Annotated in this window: 20 protein-coding genes; 13 read left to right on the plus strand and 7 right to left on the minus strand. The window is 37.7% G+C overall.

All coding sequences use genetic code 11. The features are described from left to right. The first annotated feature begins 25 nt into the window (after positions 1–25). The 8 genes from AC52CF_RS09490 to AC52CF_RS09525 all read left to right on the plus strand — a co-directional run bounded on the left by AC52CF_RS09490 (position 26) and on the right by AC52CF_RS09525 (position 7,242). Entirely contained in the window at positions 26–640 is a 615-nt protein-coding gene (locus tag AC52CF_RS09490) for a Crp/Fnr family transcriptional regulator (protein WP_235130737.1), read from the plus strand. A 219-nt stretch (positions 641–859) separates the two neighbouring features. Then, positions 860–1,675, plus strand: a complete 816-nt coding sequence (locus AC52CF_RS09495) for a KGG domain-containing protein (RefSeq protein ID WP_214589811.1) — start codon at positions 860–862, stop codon at positions 1,673–1,675. 80 nt (positions 1,676–1,755) lie between these two features. Then, complete coding sequence (locus AC52CF_RS09500) at positions 1,756–2,385, plus strand: ferritin-like domain-containing protein (protein WP_214589810.1); 630 nt, start codon at positions 1,756–1,758, stop codon at positions 2,383–2,385. Between the two features lie 57 nt (positions 2,386–2,442). Further along, positions 2,443–2,763: a hypothetical protein gene (locus AC52CF_RS09505; RefSeq protein WP_214589809.1), complete on the plus strand. Its 321-nt coding sequence runs from the start codon at positions 2,443–2,445 to the stop codon at positions 2,761–2,763. A 57-nt stretch (positions 2,764–2,820) separates the two neighbouring features. Beyond that, entirely contained in the window at positions 2,821–4,956 is a 2,136-nt protein-coding gene (locus AC52CF_RS09510; RefSeq protein ID WP_496518105.1) for a catalase, read from the plus strand. 64 nt (positions 4,957–5,020) lie between these two features. After that, a complete protein-coding gene (locus tag AC52CF_RS09515; protein WP_214589807.1) occupies positions 5,021–5,521 on the plus strand; it encodes a CinA family protein in 501 nt (166 codons plus the stop codon). Further along, entirely contained in the window at positions 5,521–6,273 is a 753-nt protein-coding gene (locus tag AC52CF_RS09520) for an SDR family oxidoreductase (RefSeq protein ID WP_250902151.1), read from the plus strand. Before AC52CF_RS09515 ends, AC52CF_RS09520 begins: the two co-directional genes overlap by 1 nt. A 177-nt stretch (positions 6,274–6,450) precedes the next feature. Continuing rightward, the gene (locus AC52CF_RS09525) at positions 6,451–7,242 is read left to right on the plus strand and encodes a phosphatase PAP2 family protein (RefSeq protein ID WP_214589806.1); all 792 of its coding nucleotides are present in this window, start codon (positions 6,451–6,453) and stop codon (positions 7,240–7,242) included. Between the two features lie 106 nt (positions 7,243–7,348). Here AC52CF_RS09525 and AC52CF_RS09530 read toward each other — a convergent pair whose 3' ends face one another. After that, entirely contained in the window at positions 7,349–7,858 is a 510-nt protein-coding gene (locus AC52CF_RS09530; protein ID WP_375181587.1) for a pyridoxamine 5'-phosphate oxidase family protein, read from the minus strand. Between the two features lie 138 nt (positions 7,859–7,996). Then, positions 7,997–8,839 (minus strand): NAD(P)-dependent oxidoreductase, encoded by an 843-nt coding sequence (locus tag AC52CF_RS09535; RefSeq protein ID WP_214589804.1) that lies wholly within the window; start codon positions 8,837–8,839, stop codon positions 7,997–7,999. A gap of 349 nt (positions 8,840–9,188) precedes the next feature. On the opposite strand from AC52CF_RS09535, the gene AC52CF_RS09540 reads away from it, so the two are divergent. Both AC52CF_RS09540 and AC52CF_RS09545 read left to right on the plus strand, forming a co-directional pair. Beyond that, entirely contained in the window at positions 9,189–9,815 is a 627-nt protein-coding gene (locus AC52CF_RS09540; RefSeq protein WP_496518106.1) for a CatA-like O-acetyltransferase, read from the plus strand. A 560-nt stretch (positions 9,816–10,375) separates the two neighbouring features. Further along, positions 10,376–10,717, plus strand: a complete 342-nt coding sequence (locus AC52CF_RS09545; RefSeq protein ID WP_214589802.1) for a helix-turn-helix transcriptional regulator — start codon at positions 10,376–10,378, stop codon at positions 10,715–10,717. A 14-nt stretch (positions 10,718–10,731) separates the two neighbouring features. On the opposite strand, the gene AC52CF_RS09550 is transcribed toward AC52CF_RS09545, so the two are convergent. Beyond that, complete coding sequence (locus AC52CF_RS09550) at positions 10,732–11,463, minus strand: MBL fold metallo-hydrolase (RefSeq protein WP_336732573.1); 732 nt, start codon at positions 11,461–11,463, stop codon at positions 10,732–10,734. 291 nt (positions 11,464–11,754) lie between these two features. On the opposite strand from AC52CF_RS09550, the gene AC52CF_RS09555 reads away from it, so the two are divergent. Genes AC52CF_RS09555 through AC52CF_RS09565 form a run of 3 tightly spaced genes read left to right on the plus strand, consistent with a single transcriptional unit; the run spans position 11,755 to position 13,569 of the window. Continuing rightward, positions 11,755–12,453 carry a DsbA family oxidoreductase gene (locus tag AC52CF_RS09555; RefSeq protein WP_336732574.1) on the plus strand — a complete coding sequence of 233 codons (699 nt, stop codon included), beginning with the start codon at positions 11,755–11,757 and terminating at the stop codon, positions 12,451–12,453. A gap of 10 nt (positions 12,454–12,463) precedes the next feature. Beyond that, positions 12,464–13,045: a 5'-methylthioadenosine/S-adenosylhomocysteine nucleosidase family protein gene (locus AC52CF_RS09560; protein WP_336732575.1), complete on the plus strand. Its 582-nt coding sequence runs from the start codon at positions 12,464–12,466 to the stop codon at positions 13,043–13,045. A 2-nt stretch (positions 13,046–13,047) separates the two neighbouring features. Continuing rightward, a complete protein-coding gene (locus tag AC52CF_RS09565) occupies positions 13,048–13,569 on the plus strand; it encodes a GNAT family N-acetyltransferase (protein WP_496518107.1) in 522 nt (173 codons plus the stop codon). Between the two features lie 18 nt (positions 13,570–13,587). Here the strand turns inward: AC52CF_RS09565 and pdeM are convergent, their stop codons facing one another. The 4 genes from pdeM to AC52CF_RS09585 all read right to left on the minus strand — a co-directional run bounded on the left by pdeM (position 13,588) and on the right by AC52CF_RS09585 (position 19,843). Then, positions 13,588–14,232 (minus strand): ligase-associated DNA damage response endonuclease PdeM, encoded by a 645-nt coding sequence (pdeM, locus tag AC52CF_RS09570; RefSeq protein WP_214589798.1) that lies wholly within the window; start codon positions 14,230–14,232, stop codon positions 13,588–13,590. A gap of 135 nt (positions 14,233–14,367) precedes the next feature. After that, positions 14,368–16,767: a ligase-associated DNA damage response DEXH box helicase gene (locus AC52CF_RS09575; RefSeq protein ID WP_496518213.1), complete on the minus strand. Its 2,400-nt coding sequence runs from the start codon at positions 16,765–16,767 to the stop codon at positions 14,368–14,370. A 231-nt stretch (positions 16,768–16,998) separates the two neighbouring features. Next, a complete protein-coding gene (locus tag AC52CF_RS09580) occupies positions 16,999–18,579 on the minus strand; it encodes an ATP-dependent DNA ligase (protein WP_496518108.1) in 1,581 nt (526 codons plus the stop codon). A gap of 247 nt (positions 18,580–18,826) precedes the next feature. Beyond that, the gene (locus AC52CF_RS09585) at positions 18,827–19,843 is read right to left on the minus strand and encodes a ligase-associated DNA damage response exonuclease (RefSeq protein ID WP_235130755.1); all 1,017 of its coding nucleotides are present in this window, start codon (positions 19,841–19,843) and stop codon (positions 18,827–18,829) included. Between the last annotated feature and the right edge of the window lie 23 nt (positions 19,844–19,866).

The following is a 19,866-nucleotide window of genomic DNA, read 5'->3' on the forward strand; positions in this document are numbered from 1 at the left end:
TGGAGAATTGTTAAAATTCTAAGATATGAAAACTATAAGCTGCATGAACATTGATCCGGAATTATTATATGAATTCGGAGCAGAAGATAGATTTTATAAGGCGAAAGAAATAATCTATAAAGAAGGAGATACAGCTTTGTATTACTACCAGATTATCAGCGGTAAAGTGAAGCAAAACAGCTATAATGAAGAGGGAAAAGAATTTATTCATAACATTTTAGGAGAAAAAAACAGCTTTGGAGATCCCATGCTCTTCTTAGAAAAATTTTACGCAATGAATGCCATCTGTATTACAGATACAGAAATTATCAGACTTCCGAAAAACAGTTTTTTGGAACTTCTCGAAAAAAATCCGAAAATTTCTTTAGAAATGAACCACTGTCTTTCTCAAAGACTTTATTTTAAAGCCATTATGCTTCAGAATATGTCTTCCTTAAACCCCGTAACAAGATTAAAAGGCTTACTGGATTATCTGAAAAGCTACCATGAAGGAGATTGCGAACAGTGTTTTCATGTAGACCTTACCAGACAGCAGATTGCCAATCTTACAGGCTTAAGAGTAGAAACAGTCATCAGAACCCTGAAAAAAATGGAAAAAGAAGGCAGTTTAAAAATAGAAAGCCGAAAAATTTTATATTAATCCTGCAATTGTGACCTCAGTCATAAAAATAAGGGACATTTCAGTTGTACATTTGAGTATATAATTCATATTCATTCTTTCAGTTCTCGATAAGAGAAACAGTAAAAGCATTTGCTTTTTTTTAAATCTTTTTATTACTAAAACCAAAACCATTGCTGTCTAAATACTAGTCACGGCCGGCAATACACATCACTAAATATTAACATAAAAAAAACAGTTATGAACACTAGAAATTCAGGAAACCGTAGTTCAAGAGGAAATTCAGACTCATCAAGCAATCTTGAGGAAATCTACCAGTTAGGATACGATCACGGGTATAACGATGCCCAAAATGATGAAGATTATGATGATGACTTCTCAGAGTATGAAGATTACTTTGATGATGAAGACGATGATTATGAAAACAGCTACGACGACTATGATGATGAAGATTACGACGACGATGACTATGATGATGAAGATTACGACGACGATGAAGACGATAACGACAACAGAGGTCGTGGAAGAGGACGAAGCGGAAACGGAAATCAGCAGAGAGACAGCCAGGGAAGATTTACTTCAGGAAGCGGAAGAGGAGGTTCGCGCAGCGGATCGGGAAGATCTTCAGGTTCAAATTCCGGCAGATCAGGATCAGGATCGGGTTCAAGATCCGGCGGAAGAGGAAGGTCGTCTTCCGGCAACTCTAACGACGATAATTATGACCACAGACACGATAATCCGGGAAGACCGAGAGGAAGCAGAAACAGTGGCGGAAGATCTGGTTCGGGTTCCGGCTCAAACTCCGGAAGATCATCGAATTCCAATTCAGGAAGCAGCAGAGGAAACTCAGGTTCAGGTTCAAGATCAGGAAACAGCAGCGGTTCAGGTCGAAGCTCCAGTTCAGGATCTGGTAACGGTACTTCAAGAAGAGGTTTCGCATCAATGAGCAAAGCCGAACGTACGAGAATCGCTCGTATGGGAGGGCAGGCTTCTCACGGAGGCGGAAGATCTTCAGGTTCCGGCAGATCGGGATTCGGAGGCAGACGTAATTCATAATTCTTTTTCAGATTACCTCTTTATTTGTGATTATGTAAAGGGGTAATCTTTTCATAAACTTAAACACCAAAAGCAAAATTATGGCAACCAAAACCACAGAAAATAAAGATAACAGCACGGTTAAAGATTCTTCGGCAACTGCAGAAACAGCAGTTTCTGCATCTAAAAAAAACATACAGGCAGATAATGCTTCCGTAAATGAAAGTGAGATGAAAAATTCTCCGCTTCATAAATTTTTTGTTTCTGCACTTAAAGACATCTATTTCGCGGAAAATGCAATTATTGATGCCTTAGACAAAATGCAGGAAGCTGCTACAACGGAAGAATTAAAGGAAGCTTTCGAAGATCATCAGCTTCAGACGAAAAAGCACGTAAGCCGACTTGAAAAAGTTTTTAAACTGATTGATGAAACTCCCGAAAAAAAAGAATGCAAGGCAATTAAAGGAATCATCGAAGAAGGAGAGGAAATTATAAAATCTACCGAAGAAGGTTCTATGACGCGTGATGCAGCACTTATTATCGCAGCCCAGAAAGTTGAACATTACGAAATCGCCACTTACGGCGGACTTGCTCAGCTTGCCATTACCATGGGACACGACAAAGCCGCAGATCTTCTGGAAAAAACGCTTCAGGAGGAAGAAGACACAGACTATGATCTTACGGAGATCGCCGAAACCTACATCAATTTCGACGCAGAGCAGGAAGAATAATATAAATAAGCCATGTAGATTTTTTCTATATGGCTTTTAACTAAGATAATTAAATAGATGAATTGCAGAAATATTGTAAAAAACTTAGAATCAGATCATTTTACAAAAATTAAAAACAGGGGAAAATGGTTTGAAGAAGGCGCTGAAATCTATGCCAAAGAAATCAGGGAAAATATTTTTCTGCTTTTTATTGTTTTAAAAGATTCTGAAAATGAAGATATAAAGGCATTGATTGCAAAATTTTACGGTGCAGATACTATAGGAATAAGAGAACCGGAACAGATTATGTTTTACCTCTCCGTTAAATGCAAAGAAGACCTTCACTATTTCGAAAAATATATAAAAAATACCGAAAGTGAACCGGCAAAACTGAAATAGAACCGCATCCGTTTTTATTTTGCCACTTACAAAAACAAACCACAAAATATAAGAATTATGAAAGACAAAAAACCGACAAACGATAAGCTGAATCAGCTTGAATCACACAAAACATCCAACGAAGAGACGAAACTTACCACTAATCAGGGTTTAAAGATTAACGACAACCAGAACTCCCTGAAAGCCGGAGAAAGAGGCGCCACTTTACTGGAAGACTTTATTCTGAGAGAAAAAATTACCCACTTTGATCACGAAAGAATTCCCGAAAGAATTGTTCATGCACGCGGATCGGGAGCGCACGGCGTTTTTACATTAAATAAAAGCCTTAAACAATATACAAAAGCTAAATTTTTAACTGAAGTAGGAAAAGAAACTCCTGTTTTCGTTCGGTTTTCTACGGTTGCAGGAAGCAGAGGAAGTACAGATCTGGCAAGAGACGTAAGAGGTTTTGCCGTAAAATTCTACACAGAAGAAGGAAATTATGATCTTGTAGGAAACAATATGCCTGTTTTTTTTATTCAGGATGCCATTAAATTTCCGGATCTTGTACATGCCGTAAAACCGGAACCTCATAACGAAATTCCGCAGGCAGCTTCGGCGCACGATACATTCTGGGATTTTATCTCGCTGATGCCCGAAAGTATGCACATGATTATGTGGCTGATGAGTGACAGAGCCATCCCGAGAAGTTTCAGCAGAATGGAAGGGTTCGGCGTTCATACCTTCAGATTTATTAATGATGAAGGAAAAGCCCATTTTGTAAAATTTCATTTCAAGCCGAAATTGGGAGTACATTCCGTAGCATGGGACGAAGCGCAGAAAATTTCCGGAGTAGATCCGGATTTCCATAAAAGAGATCTTTGGGAATCTATTGAAAGCGGAAATTTTCCGGAATGGGATTTCGGAGTACAATTAATTCCCGAAGAAGATGAAGATAAATTCGATTTTGATCTTCTCGATCCCACCAAAATTATTCCTGAAGAAGAAGTACCGGTAGAAATTTTCGGAACATTAACTTTAAACAGAAATCCTGATAATTTCTTTGCTGAAACAGAGCAGGTGGCTTTTCATCCGGGACATCTTGTTCCCGGAATCGATTTTACCAACGATCCGCTTCTGCAAGGAAGATTATTTTCCTATACAGATACACAGCTTTCAAGACTAGGTTCGCCCAATTTTCATGAAATTCCAATCAACAGATCTGTAAATACCGTTCACAACAATCAGCGTGACGGACACATGAGACAGCAGATCGTGAAAGGAAAAGTAAGCTACGAACCCAATTCCATCGGAGGAGGATGCCCTTTTCAGGCAATGATGTCGGAAGGAGGATTTACTTCACATCAGGAAAGAGTTTCAGGAACAAAAATAAGAGCCAGAAGTGAAAGCTTTGTAGATCATTATTCTCAGGCAAAATTATTTTACAACAGCCAGACCGATCATGAGAAAACCCATCTTCAGAATGCCCTGATTTTTGAATTGTCGAAAGTCACCATTCCGGAAATCAGAGAAAGAATGGTGGGACAGCTTAATTTCATTGATAAATCCTTAGCAAAGACGGTTGCCTTAAATGTAGGCGTTGAAGTAAAAGAGCTGGAATTCCCTAATAAAAGCCTTCCGGCAGACAGCAATCCTACAGATCTGCAAAGTGAAGAAAGAGAAGCACATACGAGAGCTTCTGAAGCTTTAAGCATGGCAAATACCGTAAAAAATACCATTCAGGGAAGAAAAATTGGCTTTATTATCGCTGATGGAGCCAATTTTGGCACTATAAATGATCTAAAAAATAAACTGGAAAGTGAGAATGCAGTTGTTGAAATCATTGCACCCAGTTTAGCTCCGGTAAAGACGGACAGCGGATCTGCCTTAACGCCAAAACACTCCCTCACAAGTACAGCAAGCGTATGTTTTGATGCCCTGTTCATCGGTGCAGGAGAAGATTCCGCAAAAGAGCTTATGAAAGCGGACAACAAGCACAAAGTGTTACATTTCATTAATGAAGCGTACAAACACTGCAAAGCAATTTATTTTGATGAAGGTACAGAAGCACTTTACAAAAACAGCAATGTCGGTTTAAGAAAACATGAAGATTCTGCCATTGTAACCTGGGAAGATCCTGAGCCTGACAGTAAATTTATACAGGCAATTGCCAGCCACAGAGTCTGGGAGTTTGAAGCCGAAAGAAACACGTAATAAATTTTGATCTGAAAAGACAAAAATTAGATATACACCACAACCACATAAAATAGTAAAGATTATGGAATTTCAAAAAAACCTCTTAGATTACATCAGTCAGTCGCTGATTACCGCTGATGAAACAATTTCTGTGGTAGAAAGCGTAACCTCCGGATGTTTACAGCTTGCCTTTTCACAAATGCCCAATGCATCATTGTTTTACAAAGGCGGAATGACAGCCTATACTTTACCCGAAAAAGTGAGACTTCTGAATGTAGATCAGACAGAAGGTGAAGAATGTGACTGCGTTTCGGAAAATATCGCAGAAACTATGGCTCTTAATGTCGCAAAGTTTTTCGAATCCGACTGGTCTATTGCCACAACAGGATATTGTACGCCGATCCGTAATTCTTCGTATAAGATTTTTGCTTACTTTTCTTTTGCCTACAAAGGAGAAATTGTTCTCACTAAAAAACTGGAACTTCATCCGAAAACACAGGCTTTGAACGCTCAGTTGTATTACACCGAATTTATTTTAGGCTGTTTTAAAAGTGAGATCAATCAGCTTTTAATTTTGAAATAATGAGGAAATTGAAATTAGACGGTAAAACCGCTCTTATCACAGGAGCCGACAGTGGAATTGGAAAGGCTGTTGCGCTACTTTTTGCTGAAGAAGGAGCAGATATTGCGATTATCTATCATTCCGATGAAAAAGATGCAGAAAAAGCGAAATCAGAAATTGAAGCTGCAGGAATAAAATGTTCTGTTTACAAAGGAGATATTAATGATTATGAATTTTGTGAAGAGGTAACCTCAAAAGTTATTTCAGAATTCGGAAAGGTTGATATTCTTGTTAATAATGCCGGAACACAGTTTCCTTCAAAAAGTATCGAAGAACTCGAAGAAGAAAATATCCGGACAACATTCAATTCAAATATAATCGGTATGATTTTATTAACGAAGGTTGTTTTTCCGTATCTGAAAGAGGGAAGTTCTATCATCAATACCACTTCCGCAGTGGCTTATCAGGGACATCCTGAACTCCTCGATTATTCAGCAACAAAAGGTGCCATTGTTTCTTTTACAAGATCTCTGGCATTGCAGGCAAGACCTAAAGGAATCCGTGTAAATGCCGTTGCTCCGGGACCTGTAGCAACTCCATTAACCAAAGAAACTTTTGATGAAGAGGAAGAAGATCCGGACAAACCTCCTTTTGAAAGAAATGCTACACCAGAAGAAATTGCCTCCAGTTTCCTTTTTTTGGCAGGCGAAGACGCTGCACAGTTTACCGGACAGGTTCTGCATCCGAACGGAGGAATCGTTGTTAACGGATAAAACTCAGCCTTATTTTATAAATTAGCTTTAGCCCACACATTTTTGTGTGGGTTATTTTATGCAATTCCCGATAAGCATGAAAATTATGTAAAACTGTATTTTAAGATTTCGCTTATATTTGAAAAATAATATTATGTATATTCATACTCTGATCTTTTCATCATTAAATTTTATTATATGAAAAAATTCTTTGCAGGACTATTTTTGATTGTCGGAAGTGTTCAACTGATTTCCGCTCAGGAAGCGGACAGCCTGCAGTTTCAGGATAATGCAGATTCTGCAATGGTTCTTAAAAGTCTTCCTGAAGATAAGACGCATCAGTTCAGCTATAAAAAGCTTATCGTTCCTACCGTACTGATTTCTTACGGAATTGCCAGTCTGAGCATTGATGAACTAAAAAACCTGAATTCTTCTACGCAATACGAAATAAGCGAACATAAACCGGATCATATTAAACTGGATAATTATACACAATTTGCTCCCGCAGTTTTAGTCTATGGTCTGAATGCGCTCGGAGTAAAAGGAAAACATAATTTCCGTGACAGAAGCATTATCTACGGAACTTCCATGATGATAACTTCCGCCATTACTATTCCGCTGAAACACGCTGTAAAAGAAGAAAGACCGGATCATTCCAACAGGCTTTCTTTTCCTTCGGGGCATACGGCAATTGCATTTGCATCGGCGCAGTTTATGTTCAGGGAATATAAAGACCACAATCTTTTGCTGGGAATTTCGGGGTATTCTTTAGCCGTTTTTACAGGAGTGTATCGGATGCTGAATGACAAACACTGGTTCGGAGATGTTATTGGCGGAGCAGGATTCGGGATTTTGTCTACGGAACTTGCGTACTGGCTTTATCCGAAAATCAATAAACTCTTAGGCGGAAAGCCGGAAAAATCTCAGGCAATGATGATGCCTTACTATCAGAAAGGAAATGTAGGAATCGGATTTGTGAAAAATTTTTAACCATCAAACAAAACAAAAGCAGTGAATTTCTCCACTGCTTTTTATTTAACCGAAAAACGAACTGTGCTGATACACAAACCATTTTTCAAATTATTTTAAACAAATCTTAAACCGTTGCTTTTCCTTCCACGCCGTCGGAATTATCCGTTGTATTTCCTGTAATGGCCGAAGTTACAAAATTGAAAAGACTTACTAGTTTTCCGGCTTTTGTATTCCAGTAATAGGTTTCTTTCGGTTCTACACGGATAATTGATACATTCGGATCATCTTTTCCTTCCTCAAACCATGCTTTTGCCATTGGCGACCATTTATCTTCAATTGTCGATCGGTCTTTACAGATGGCAGCTTCTCCATACACTGAAAGATATTCATAATCAGAATTGTTCATGAAAAATAACTGTACTCTTTTATCATCCCTTATCTCAAAGTTTTTGTTGCTCGTATCGCTACTGATGAACCAGAGATTTCCTTCGTCATCGGTTTCCTGAAGAGACATCGGGCGGGAATTGATCGGAAGTTGCTCCAGTTCTGTACAAAACATACAGATTCTTGCATTTTCAGATAATTCCTTAATTTTTTTAATCGCTTCCGTGTGGGTAAGATTTTCTGTAGACATAATATTATATTTTTGTGATTGATTTTCTTTTAAAACTGATTTTAATTACGGTTGTTTATTCAAAAACCCGACCACAATTAAAAAAATCCACAGAAAAATCGGAGAAAACGATATATTTTAAGAAGATTTTTTGGAGCGCTATTTTTTCAGATAATTAATGATTCCGATCACATCCTCTTTTCCAAAACCTTCATCATGAGCAGATTGATACGTTCTGATTAACGTTTCAGACAATGGAAAATCTGCCCCTGCATTCTTTGCCAGTACAATATCTTTCAGCATCAAATCCAAAGCAAAAGCGGGATCATAATTTTCTTCCGTTAAAAGTGGTGTTTTTACTTTGGTAGCACCGCTTCCGCTCGCACTTTCATTAATGATTTCCAGCATATCTTTACGGTCGATTCCCAGTTTATCCGAAAACAGAACCGTTTCCGCAAGTCCCTGATAAATCGCTGAAAGAAAATAGTTCACCGAAAGCTTCGCTGCAATTCCTTTTCCGTTTTCACCCAAATGTTTAATAGTTTTTCCCAGTTTCTGTAAATAAGGTTCCGCTCTTTTGAGATCTTTTTCTTCTCCACCCGCCATAATCAGCAGTGTGCCTTCTGCGGCAGGCTTTGTACTTCCGGCAACCGGAGCGTCAATGAAACCCGCTTCTTTTATTTTTACCGCACTCGAAATTTCTCCCGTCATTTCCGGCGAAATCGTACTCATATCAATAAAAAGTTTTTCTGAGATATCCAGCGAAAGTATTTTCTGATAAACGTCTTTTACTGCTTCGTCATTGGTAAGCATCGTAAAAATAATATCGCTGTTTTTTACGACATCTTCCACCGTATCATAAACAACAGAATTTTCTTTAAAATCTTCTGCCTTTGCCGGAGTTCTGTTGTAAACGGATAACGGAACTCCCGCTTTTTCTAAATTTTTCGCCATAGGATATCCCATATTTCCCAATCCGATAAATCCTGCTTTTTCTTTCATTTCCAATAGTTTTGTTGAAAAATTTGTTTAAACTTTTTTACCGCAAAAGATGCAAAAGATTGTAACACTTTAGTTGTTTAAGTTTAATACCTAAATGAAAAAAGAACACATAAGTTAAAAAAAATCAAAGATTTTTTTCTCTTTGCAGACTTTTGAAACACTTAAAATAAATCCAATAAATTCTTTTGTACCTTTTGCGGTTAAATTTAAAATTAGTTTACACAAACTTTAAATAATAATCTGGAGATTTTACTGCAAATCCTGTACAAAAATACGTTGCCGGATGCATTTATTTCCTGATAATTTTTATAATTGATAAATCTTGCAGACATTTGCAAAAAATAGAATAGTGAAGATTATAGATATTGAGAGCTGGGACAGGAAAGAGCATTTCGAATTTTTTTCTAAAATGAAAAGCCCTTATTTCGGATTTACTTCGGAAGTGGACTGTACCAAAGCTTATGATGAGGCGAAAAAGAATAAACAGTCGTTTTTTGCGGCATATCTTTACAAATCCATGATAGCTGTAAACTCTGTAGATGCCCTGAAACTGAGAATTGTAAATGATGAGGTAATTTTATATGATGAGGTTCATGTGGGAAGTACAATTGGCAGGGAAGACGGAACTTTCGGGTTTTCATTCTTTCACTATTCTGAAAATTTTGAAGTTTTTAATGAAAGACTTCAGGAACAGGTAAAAACCGTACAAAATTCTAAAGGGCTGGGAATCAGTAATGATGGTTTACCGATCAATCATATCAGGCATACTTCTATTCCGTGGACTTCTTTCAGCGCGCTGCTGCATCCTACGAATTTTGATCCTAAAGAATGCATTCCTAAAATCGCCTTCGGAAAATTCAGTATCAGAGAAGGAAAGAAGTTTCTTCCGGTTTCTATAGAAGCGCATCACGGTTTGGCAGACGGTCTCCATCTCGCGCAATATTTTGAAGAATTCCAGAAACAACTGAATCTTTAATTTTTTTAGTCATTTATCCCATATTTCGTTATTAGATTTTAAACAGTCCGGACTAATTTATTTTTCCTGATCACTTTTATGTATCAAAGAGGGTAATTTTTTGATTTTCAAAATACTACAAAGAAAAAAAGTTTTTCAGTTCCGGCTTTAGACTATATTTTCATGTACAATTGATTGTAATCATAAAAAAAGATGACAAAAACTTCTAGTTTTGTTCACAGTTAATTGAAAATATCAAAAAAAATATCCCGAAAAATAAGGCTGCCCGAAGAATAACGTGGTATGTATGTGGTATTTTAATTATATAAAATTTTAATCATTTTTTCTTTCTTTGTCTTTGGCTAAAATCTTAATCGTTGTTTTCACGATATTATTTTAAGCATAAATTCAAAAACAAAGAAAAAATAAGCAAATAAATGGTATTGAAATAGTAAAATATTCAAAACTGAAAAATTACTTCAACCGATAAAAAATTAACTGCGGAACCGAAGTAAAAGAGCGTAGAAATTTATGCTGAAGCTTTTTTGGAAAGCGTCAGAAATTAGTAGAGATGAGAAATTATGAAAAACGAAAAGACTGAATTCAATTTAGAAGATTTAAACCAAAAGATTTTTGTACAGGACGAGATTTTAGCATTAGCGAAAGAAAATTCGCCCCGTCTGCTGAATAAATTCAGATTGGTTGAGCCGGATTTCTTCAGTAAATTATCTGCAATCCAGCCCAATCTTAAAAACTCAGAACTTATTTTTTGTATTTATTTAAAACTGAATTTAACGACTAAAGAGATTGCAACGTACACGTTTGTAACTCCCAAAGCAATACAAAACCGTAAGAACAGGCTTCGTAAAAAGCTTAATATTGCTTCTGAGATGGATATTTATAAATGGTTTAATGATCTTTAAACCATTTTTTTTGTTTAAAATTCCAGAACAGCAGTATCCAGATCGTGGTACAATAAAACTTTCCAATGGTTTTCGATAGCTTCTTTTTCCCATTTCATCCTTAAATTCATTGCCTTTTTTCCGTCGAAATCACTTTTGTAAGCCAGATGATATTTTAAATAAGATTGCTGAGGAAGATTATCTGCTCCGTAAAAAACAGTCTCATTTTCTTCTTTCACCCAAAACACCTGCATAAACGGAGTGTGACCTCCGACAACTTCAAACGAAATTTCGTTCGTAATATTTCCCTTGTCTTCATCCATCCAGACAATATTTTCAAGTTCGATCAGCTTTTCAAGCGTATCAAAATCAAAAGAATAATTTCCTCGGTTTTCCATTGCGAAAGCCAGTTCACGCTTCTGGATGTAGATTTCCGCATTCGGAAAGGTAGGTTGAAATCCGTTTTCGGTTCTGGTAATTGTGGTTTCAATATGGTCTTTGTGAAGATGAGAAAGCAAAACTTTGGTAATCTGATCAGAATGAACATTTTCTCTTTCCAGAATTTTTGAAATCACCGTTTTTCCCTCTTCATTTTTCCATCCGATTCCTGCATCCAGAAGAATAGTATCATTTTCTGTAATGATTAAAAAAGGAGTAACAGACATTCTGATTCCTTTAACCGTATCTTTATTTTCTTCAGTTAAAAGCGTAAAATCTTTTGTCTTACTGGTAGAAAAATTTCCTTCTTTCAGTGGTATGATTTTCATGGAGCAAATTTCCTGAATATTTATAAAACAATGAAATATTTCCGTCAATACCTTTCATCAGCAAAACCAATAAATGCAGTAAACTTTTTAGCAGTAAATTGAGTATTTTTGTACTGCTGTTTAAAAAAAACCGGAAAAAAAGAATTTAAAAATAAAAAAACGCTCTGTGTGCTTATTTAAGTGAAATCTAAGATTCGACGTAGTCAAACGACTCTGTGAACTTAAAAACGAATAGCTATTAAAAAAATCTTCGCGCACTTTGCGTTAAAACAGTATAAAAATATATTGAAAATGAAAGTAGAAATCTGGTCGGATGTGATGTGTCCGTTCTGTTATATAGGAAAAAACAATTTTGAAAAAGCACTGGAAAATCTGCCTTTTAAAGATCAGGTAGAAGTGGAGTGGAAAAGTTTTCAGTTAGATCCTACTTTAGACCCGAAAGAAACAAAGACAACTTCCGAATATTTTAAAGAAAAGAAAGGTTTCCCTGAAGCTCAGGCGCAGCAGATGATCGCGCAGGTAAAACAGATGGGAAGCGGAGCCGGAATTGATTTTAATTTCGAAAAAGCATTGATCACCAATACATTTTCCGCTCATAAAATTTTGCATTTAGCTAAAAAATACAATAAGGCAAACGAAATGGAAGAAGCCCTTTTCATTGCTCATTTTGTAGATGGTAAAAATGTAGGAGATGTGGAAACACTGGTTGATCTTGCCGGTTCTTTGGGGATTGATCGGGAAGAAGCTCAGAAAGTTTTAGCTTCCGAAGAGTATAATACTGAAATCAGCAAAGATATTATGGAAGCGAGAAACAATGGCGTTTCCGGCGTTCCGTTTTTCGTACTGAACGGAAAATATGCGGTTTCCGGAGCGCAGCCTGTAGAACTTTTTGCCAGCGCATTGCAGCAGACTTACGATGAAACGGTAACTCCACTGCAAAATCTTTCGGATAACGGAGCTTCTTGTGATGCAGATGGTTGTGAAATTTAAGCTTAATTAAATGATAAAAATAAACGACGAACTTCAGTTTTTGATTGAAGACACTCTTTTTGTTTTTGCTTTGGATTCTGAAGCAGGAAAAGTATTTAACGATAAAAATAAACTGATTACAGGCATCGGAAAAGTAAATGCAGCAATGGAATTAACGAAAGAAATCTATCGTAAACGTCCAAAACTAATCATTAATCTGGGTTCTGCCGGAAGCAAAAGTTTCCATAAAGGAGATGTTGTATGCTGTACAAAATTCATCCAGCGCGATATGGATGTAAGAGGACTTGGTTTCAGCCTGTACGAAACCCCGCTTTCAGGAATTCCGCCCGTTTTGGAATATGGTTTGAAAAGACAGGATCTTCCGGAAGGAATCTGCGGAAGCGGCGACAGTTTTGAGATGAATCATTCGGAAACGGTTTATAATATTGTGGATATGGAAGCTTATCCTCTGGCTTTGATCGCGATGAAGGAAGAAATTCCTTTCCTGTGCCTGAAATATATTTCCGACGATGCAGGAAGTGATGCTGCGGACGATTGGGCTGTTCAGGTTCATCTGGCTTCGGAAGCGTTTAATAAAATTTTATTTTCGTAAAAATGGAGGCAATTATCATTAAAAAAGCTTCTCTTAGTGATCTTGAAATCATTCAGAAAATAGGAAAAGAGACCTTTTATGAAACTTTTGCACCTCATAACTCAGAAGAGCAGATTCAGAAGTATCTTACCGAAAGTTTTGCGGAAGAAAAACTGACAAAAGAATTAACTAACTCTCATTCTGAGTTTTATATCGCTTGTGATGAAGAAAATGCAGTAGGTTATCTGAAAATTAATTTTGGAAATGCACAAACCGAACTTCAGGACGAATCGTCTGTGGAAATTGAAAGAATTTATGTGAAAAGTTCGCATCACGGTAAAAAAGTAGGGCAGCTTTTGTACAGCAAAGCTTTGGATATTGCCGTTTCACATCACAAAAAATACATTTGGCTGGGAGTTTGGGAAGAAAATAAACGAGCCGTCAATTTTTACAAAAAGAATGGTTTTGAAGAATTTGACAAGCATATTTTCCGTTTGGGAAATGACGAACAGACGGATCTGATGATGAAGAAAATTTTAAACTGATTTTATTTAAATTTTCTTCTAAATCTCATAAATTTCAGCATCCGTAAAAACATAGAATCTTCCTTTTTTAGGGAGATTTTTTGTATCTAAACCTGTGAATTCACTAAAAGCCGGAAGCAACAATTGATTTTCCGTAACAACAAAACACGGAAGTTTGATTTTTTTTACCACAGAATTAATGACAAATCCGGGATGAATATGTCCCGTAATCTGAAATTTTTCATTCTTTTTCTGAAAATCGTGGACGAATAAAAAATCATCAATATTTAGGGTTTCGTCCCTGAAATTAAGACAGAGTTTAGCTTCGAGTTTCTTTGAAATTCTGTCGTGATTGCCTTCTATGAGATGAAATTCAAGATTTGGAAATTCATTTTTCCATTCGCAGAATTTATCTACTCCGGAATTGTCTCCTGCGTGAAGCAGATCGCCGACAACGATAAATTTTTCCGGCTGAAAATATTCAATTAAAACAGATAAACGTTGCAGATCATTTTCAAAAATATGATCGGAAAGTGCAATTCCGTTTTTGCGGAAATGGGCGGTTTTTCCAATGTGAAGATCTGACAGGATCAAGGCTTTTTCTTTTTTCCAGAATAATGCTCTCTGATTGGTTAATGTAAAGACTTCGTCCTGAATATGGATATTTTTTGTTACTATTTTCATAATTGTTTTCTGATTTCCGCTAACTTTTGTTCTGATGACTAAATTCGCAGCCCGACCTGAGTGGAGCTCTTTTTGTGCAGCATCGCGGAACAAAAAAGCGGGAACGGAGGGCGGATTAAGCTGCCCAGATAAAAATTATTTCCCTTTTTTAGCCTGCTGAATCAGTTTCTGAATTCTCACATCCAGTCCTTCGCTGGAAAGCGTCTGTCGCAAACTGTCCACTTTTATCGGGAAACTCAGCGGGGTAAAAGTATTGGCAAATTTCAGGATTATTTTTGATTTTTCAATCCGTTTAAAGGCTTCCACCAGTCGCTGTTCCTGCAATTGTGCATTAAAAACTTCTGTATACGCCTGTCTTACAAGAAAATGATTCGAATCGTAATCTTCGAGAACTTTGAAAATTAATCCTGCCGAACTTTGCAGAGATTTGTTGGAACGCTGTTTTCCTGCATAATTCTGGATCACCATTCCGGAAATGACCGCAATGTCACGGAATTTTCTTCTTGCCATTTCTGCTGAATTGATGCTGGAAATTACATCGGTCATTAGATTTTCCCTGCTCAGAATTTTATGGAGATTTTCATCATTCAGCGGAATTTCTTTGTCGCTGAACAGTTCAAAACCATAATCATTCATCGCCATTGAAAAAGAAATCGGAGCCAGTTTGGAGATTCTGTAGGCAATTAAAGCCGACATCACTTCGTGAACAAGCCGACCTTCAAACGGATACATAAACAGATGATATCCTTCGCGGTTTTTAATGAGTTCCACCAAAAACTCGTCCTCTTTCGGGATGTGAGAACGTTCTTCCTGATTCATCAGCAAAGGATGCAGAAACTTCAGTTCCTTTTCCGAAGCTTTCGGATTAAGCGCTCCGGATAATTTTTCTCTTAAAAACTGTCCCAAATTTGAGCTTAAAGGCAGTCTTCCTCCCAGATAACTCGGCGCAAAAGCTTTTCCTTTGGCAGCGCGGACAAAAACCGTCATATCTTTAATCATCGCGACTTCCAAAACTCTTCCTGCCAAAATAAATTTTTCGTCTTTTTTGAGTTTTGAAATAAAATATTCTTCCACCATTCCGATGTAACCGCCTGAAATGAATTTTACTTTCAGCATCGCATCGCTTACGATAACGCCCATATTCATCCGGTGAAGCATCGCAATTTTTCGGGACGTTACTTTATAAAGACCGTCTTCCTGAATCACGATTTTATGGAATTCTTCATAGCTTTTCAGCACACTTCCGCCGATGGTAAGAAAATCTAGGATGCTTTTCCATTCTTCATCCGTCATTTCCTGAAAAGCATATACTTTTTTAATTCTTTCGTACAATTCCTGCGGATAAAATCCGTCACCAACCGCCAAAGTCATTAAAAACTGAACCAAAACATCAAAACACAGAACCTGAGGATCTCTTGGCTCAATTACTTTCTGTTTTACGGCTTCTTTTAAAGCGGCAACTTCAATCAGTTCCAGTGAATGCGTTGGAACACAGTAAATTTTTGAAGTTTCAAAAGGGGAGTGGCCACTTCGTCCTGCACGCTGCAAAAATCTCGCAACGCCTTTTGCAGAACCAATCTGAATAACGGTGTCGACCGGCTTAAAATCAATTCCCAGATCCAGAGAAGAGGTCGAAACGACGGCTTTTAACTTTCCAGAACTTAGATTTTCTTCAATCCAGATTCTCAAATGAGCATCAATCGAACTGTGATGAATGGCAATCTGTCCTGCAAAGTCGGGATAGGCTTCAAGCAATAACTGATACCACATTTCACTCTGGCTTCGGGTATTCGTAAAAACAATGGTAGATTTAGATTCTAAAATGATGGGAACGATTTTATCAGCTAATTTTGCTCCTAAATGTCCCGCCCACGGAAGAATTTCCACTTCATCCGGAAAAACGGGGAGAATATCAATTTTCTTCTGTTCTTTGGCGGTAATTTTTGTTTTTTTAATGTCATATGGAATTAAAACATCTATCGCTTCATCAAGATTTCCGATGGTTGCCGTAATTCCCCAGATTTTCATTTTGGGAGCATATTTTGTGAGTTGAGAAATGCCCAATTCCACCATTACACCGCGTTTTGAACCGAGCAATTCGTGCCATTCGTCCACAACGATGGTTTTCAGTTCCTTAAAAAAGCGTTCGTGATTTTTCTGCCCGAGAAGAAGATGTAAGCTTTCCGGTGTTACCACAAGAATTTCAGGCATATTTTTCACCTGCTGCTGCCGTACTTTCGGATCTGTGTCGCCATTTCTTACGCCAACAGACCAATCCAATCCGATTTCGTCAATGGCTTCCTGCATTGCTTTGGCAATGTCTTTGGACAGAGATCGGAGCGGTGTGATCCAGATCATTTTTAAACCTTTTCCATATTGTTCAGGATGGTTTAAAAAATGGGTTAACAATGCTAAGAAAACAGAAAATGTTTTCCCGAAACCGGTCGGAGCAATCACCATTCCGCTGTAGCCGTTCTCGAATTTCTGCCACGTATCGACCTGAAATTTGAAAGGGGAATTGCCTTTATCCGTCATCCACTGCTGAATGACTTTGAAGCCGTTGGTATTTTCGAAGTTGCTCAAATTATTTCTTTTTATTTATCGCAAAGTCAACAAGGGATTATAAAATCATCTTTTTAAAGATATACAATGGGGTTTCATTTATCAAGGAAATACAAATTGTGTTTCCTTGATAAGCGAAGCGGCTTAGTTTAACATTTAGTAAGCAAAGTATAAAAAAATTTGTTTCTCCTTGCGATTAATTTATTACTGTATTAATTTTTTTATTTCTTCCAAATCATCAATTTCATCTACTGTTTTATCTTTTCTCCATCTTAAAATTCTCGGAAATCTTAGCGCAACACCGCTTTTATGACGGTTGCTGAAACCAATTCCTTCAAAAGCAATCTCAAAAACCAATTCAGCTTTTACTGTTCGAACGGGACCAAATTTTTCAATGGCATTCTTATTCACAAATTTACTGACTTCCATAATTTCTTTATCCGTTAATCCGGAATATGCTTTGGCGATGGTGACCAGTTTATCTTCATTTTTCACGGCAAAAGTATAATCGGTGTAGTATGCGCTTCGTCTTCCGCTTCCTTTTTGGGCGTAAATCAGAACTGCATCAATGGTTAAAGGACTGATTTTCCATTTCCACCAATCGCCTTTTTTTCTTCCGGAATGATAAGGTGAGTTTTTCTGTTTCAGCATCAAACCTTCACTGTTGATGTCTCTGGAATTTTCTCTGATCTGGTTCAATTCTTCCCAGTTTTCAAATTCTATTGATTCGGAAATTTTGATGTTTTCAGGATTTTCATTCAATAATAATTCTTCCAGCATGGCACGTCTCGCGGAGATGGGTTTATCACGCAAATCATTTCCTTCCAGTTCCAAAAGATCATACGCAAAGACTTCAATCGGGATTTCGGAAAGCATTTTCTTGGTCAATGTCTTTCGATTGAGACGTTTTTGTAATTCGTTAAAATTTAAAACTTTATCGTCTTTTACCGCGAGGATTTCGCCGTCAATTACAAAATTTCCGCTCATTTGCTGAACGGTTTCTGCGATTTCGGGAAACTGTTCCGTCACCAGTTCTTCTCCTCTCGACCAGATGAAGACTTCATCATTACGCTTGATAATCTGTCCGCGGATTCCGTCCCATTTGTATTCAATCAACCATTCATCGGGTTTCCCGAGTTCTTCCAAATCTTTCTCCAATGGATAAGCCAGACAAAAAGGATAGGGTTTTGAATTATCCGGATTTACATTTTCAGCCGAAATCAATTCCTGAAATGAAGCTTCTGTCGGCTGCCATTTTCCCATTAAACTGTGCATCAATGCGCTGGATTCCTGTCCGGAAAATTTCGTCAGAGCATTAATCAGTGTTTTATCTGAAACCCCGATTCTAAAACTTCCACCCAATAATTTATTGAAAATCAGCCGTTCCGTATAATCCAAGCCATTCCACGAATTGAGGACAAATTCTTTTTTCTCAGCGTCGGTTTTTGTTTTTAAGTTGATGATATCATTCATCCAGTCCGACAAAGAACGTTCGATTTTTTCCGTTGGCGGTGGAAGAATCAGGGAAATGGTTTCGCCTAAATCTCCGACTGAAGAGTAGCTTTCCTGAAACAGCCAGAACGGTAATTCTGTAATTTCCAAAGCCCATTCTTTCATATAGTTGGTGTTCACATTCCGCTTGGGTCTTTTGCCTGTAAACAAAGCAATAAACCAGACTTTATCTTCATCAGGCGCACGTTCCAGGTAATCGATGATGGCATCGATTTTTGCATTGGTCTTGTTGGTGCTTTCGAGCACATTGATCAGTTCTGCGAAATGTTTCATAAATTTTAATTGGCGTTTTTAAACGTATGTTAACAATTTTTTGGGCAGCTTAATCCGTCTTCCACTCCCGCTTTTTTGTTCCGCTTGGCTCCACAAAAATAGCTCCGTTCAAGCCGGGCTGCGTACAATTCGGCTTAATTATGATGGGCTATTAACAGTTCGCTCCTACGGAGCTCCGTTTTATTGTGCCGTAATTTTTTCTATTAACAGTAAGCTCCTACGGAGCTTTCCGGCATCAATATAATTATTAGTCTTTAATAATTTCTTTCTCTTTTTCTTCCTCATCATCATCGCCGTAAAGCGTTTCTACCACATCAGATTTAATACCAATTTCATTCAAATATTTAGAAAAAACTTCGGTTTGTCCGTGCGTAACGTGAACAATTTCAGCTTCGGTGGCTTTTATGGCTTGTAACAAACCTTTCCAGTCGGCGTGATCGCTCATCGGAAAACCTGCATCGGCACTCCGCCATCGTCTTGCACCGCGAACCTGCATCCATCCGGAACAAATTGCCGTTGCAGCATCCGGAATTTTTTTAATGACATTGGAATCCAGCAAAGCCGGCGGAACAATCACAATATCTCCAGCAACGTGCTTGATGCTTTCCCTGAAATCCGGAATTTCATAGTCAGGAAGTACGATTCCGATTTCTTCAAAGGCTTTATTCAGTTTTCCGATCGAGTAGTGGACGTGGATTTTTCCCATTCCTTCAACGGCTTTCATTACGCGTTGTGCTTTTCCCAAAGAATAACCGATGAAAACAGAAGTTTTTTGATTTTCCTGATTTCTGAGTACCCAGTTCTGGAGTTTTTTATTCAGATCCGGAACTTCCAGCCAGTTGTAAATAGGCAGTCCGAAAGTGCTTTCGGTAACGAATTCATTGCATTTTACCAGTTCGAAAGGGGTACTTAGTCCATCATCCTGAACTTTATAATCTCCTGAAACCACACTTACATAGCCTTTGTATTCTAGCCGGATCTGCGCGGAGCCGATGATATGACCGGCAGGATGAAGTGAAACTTTTACGCCGTTGATATTGATGACTTCGCCATATTCCACGCTCTGAACTTCAAGATGTTCGCTGATCCTTTTATGCAGAATAGGTTTGGTAAAATGATGGCACAAGTATTTCTTCATTCCCCAACGTGCGTGATCGGCGTGTCCGTGCGTAATGACTGCCAAATCAACCGGTCGCCAAGGATCAATATAAAATTTTCCCTGCGGACAATAAATGCCTTTATTTGTGAATGTGATAAGTTTCAATGGTGCAATTTTGTTATTTTTTA

The sequence above is a fragment of the Chryseobacterium sp. 2P genome (genome assembly GCF_059579425.1).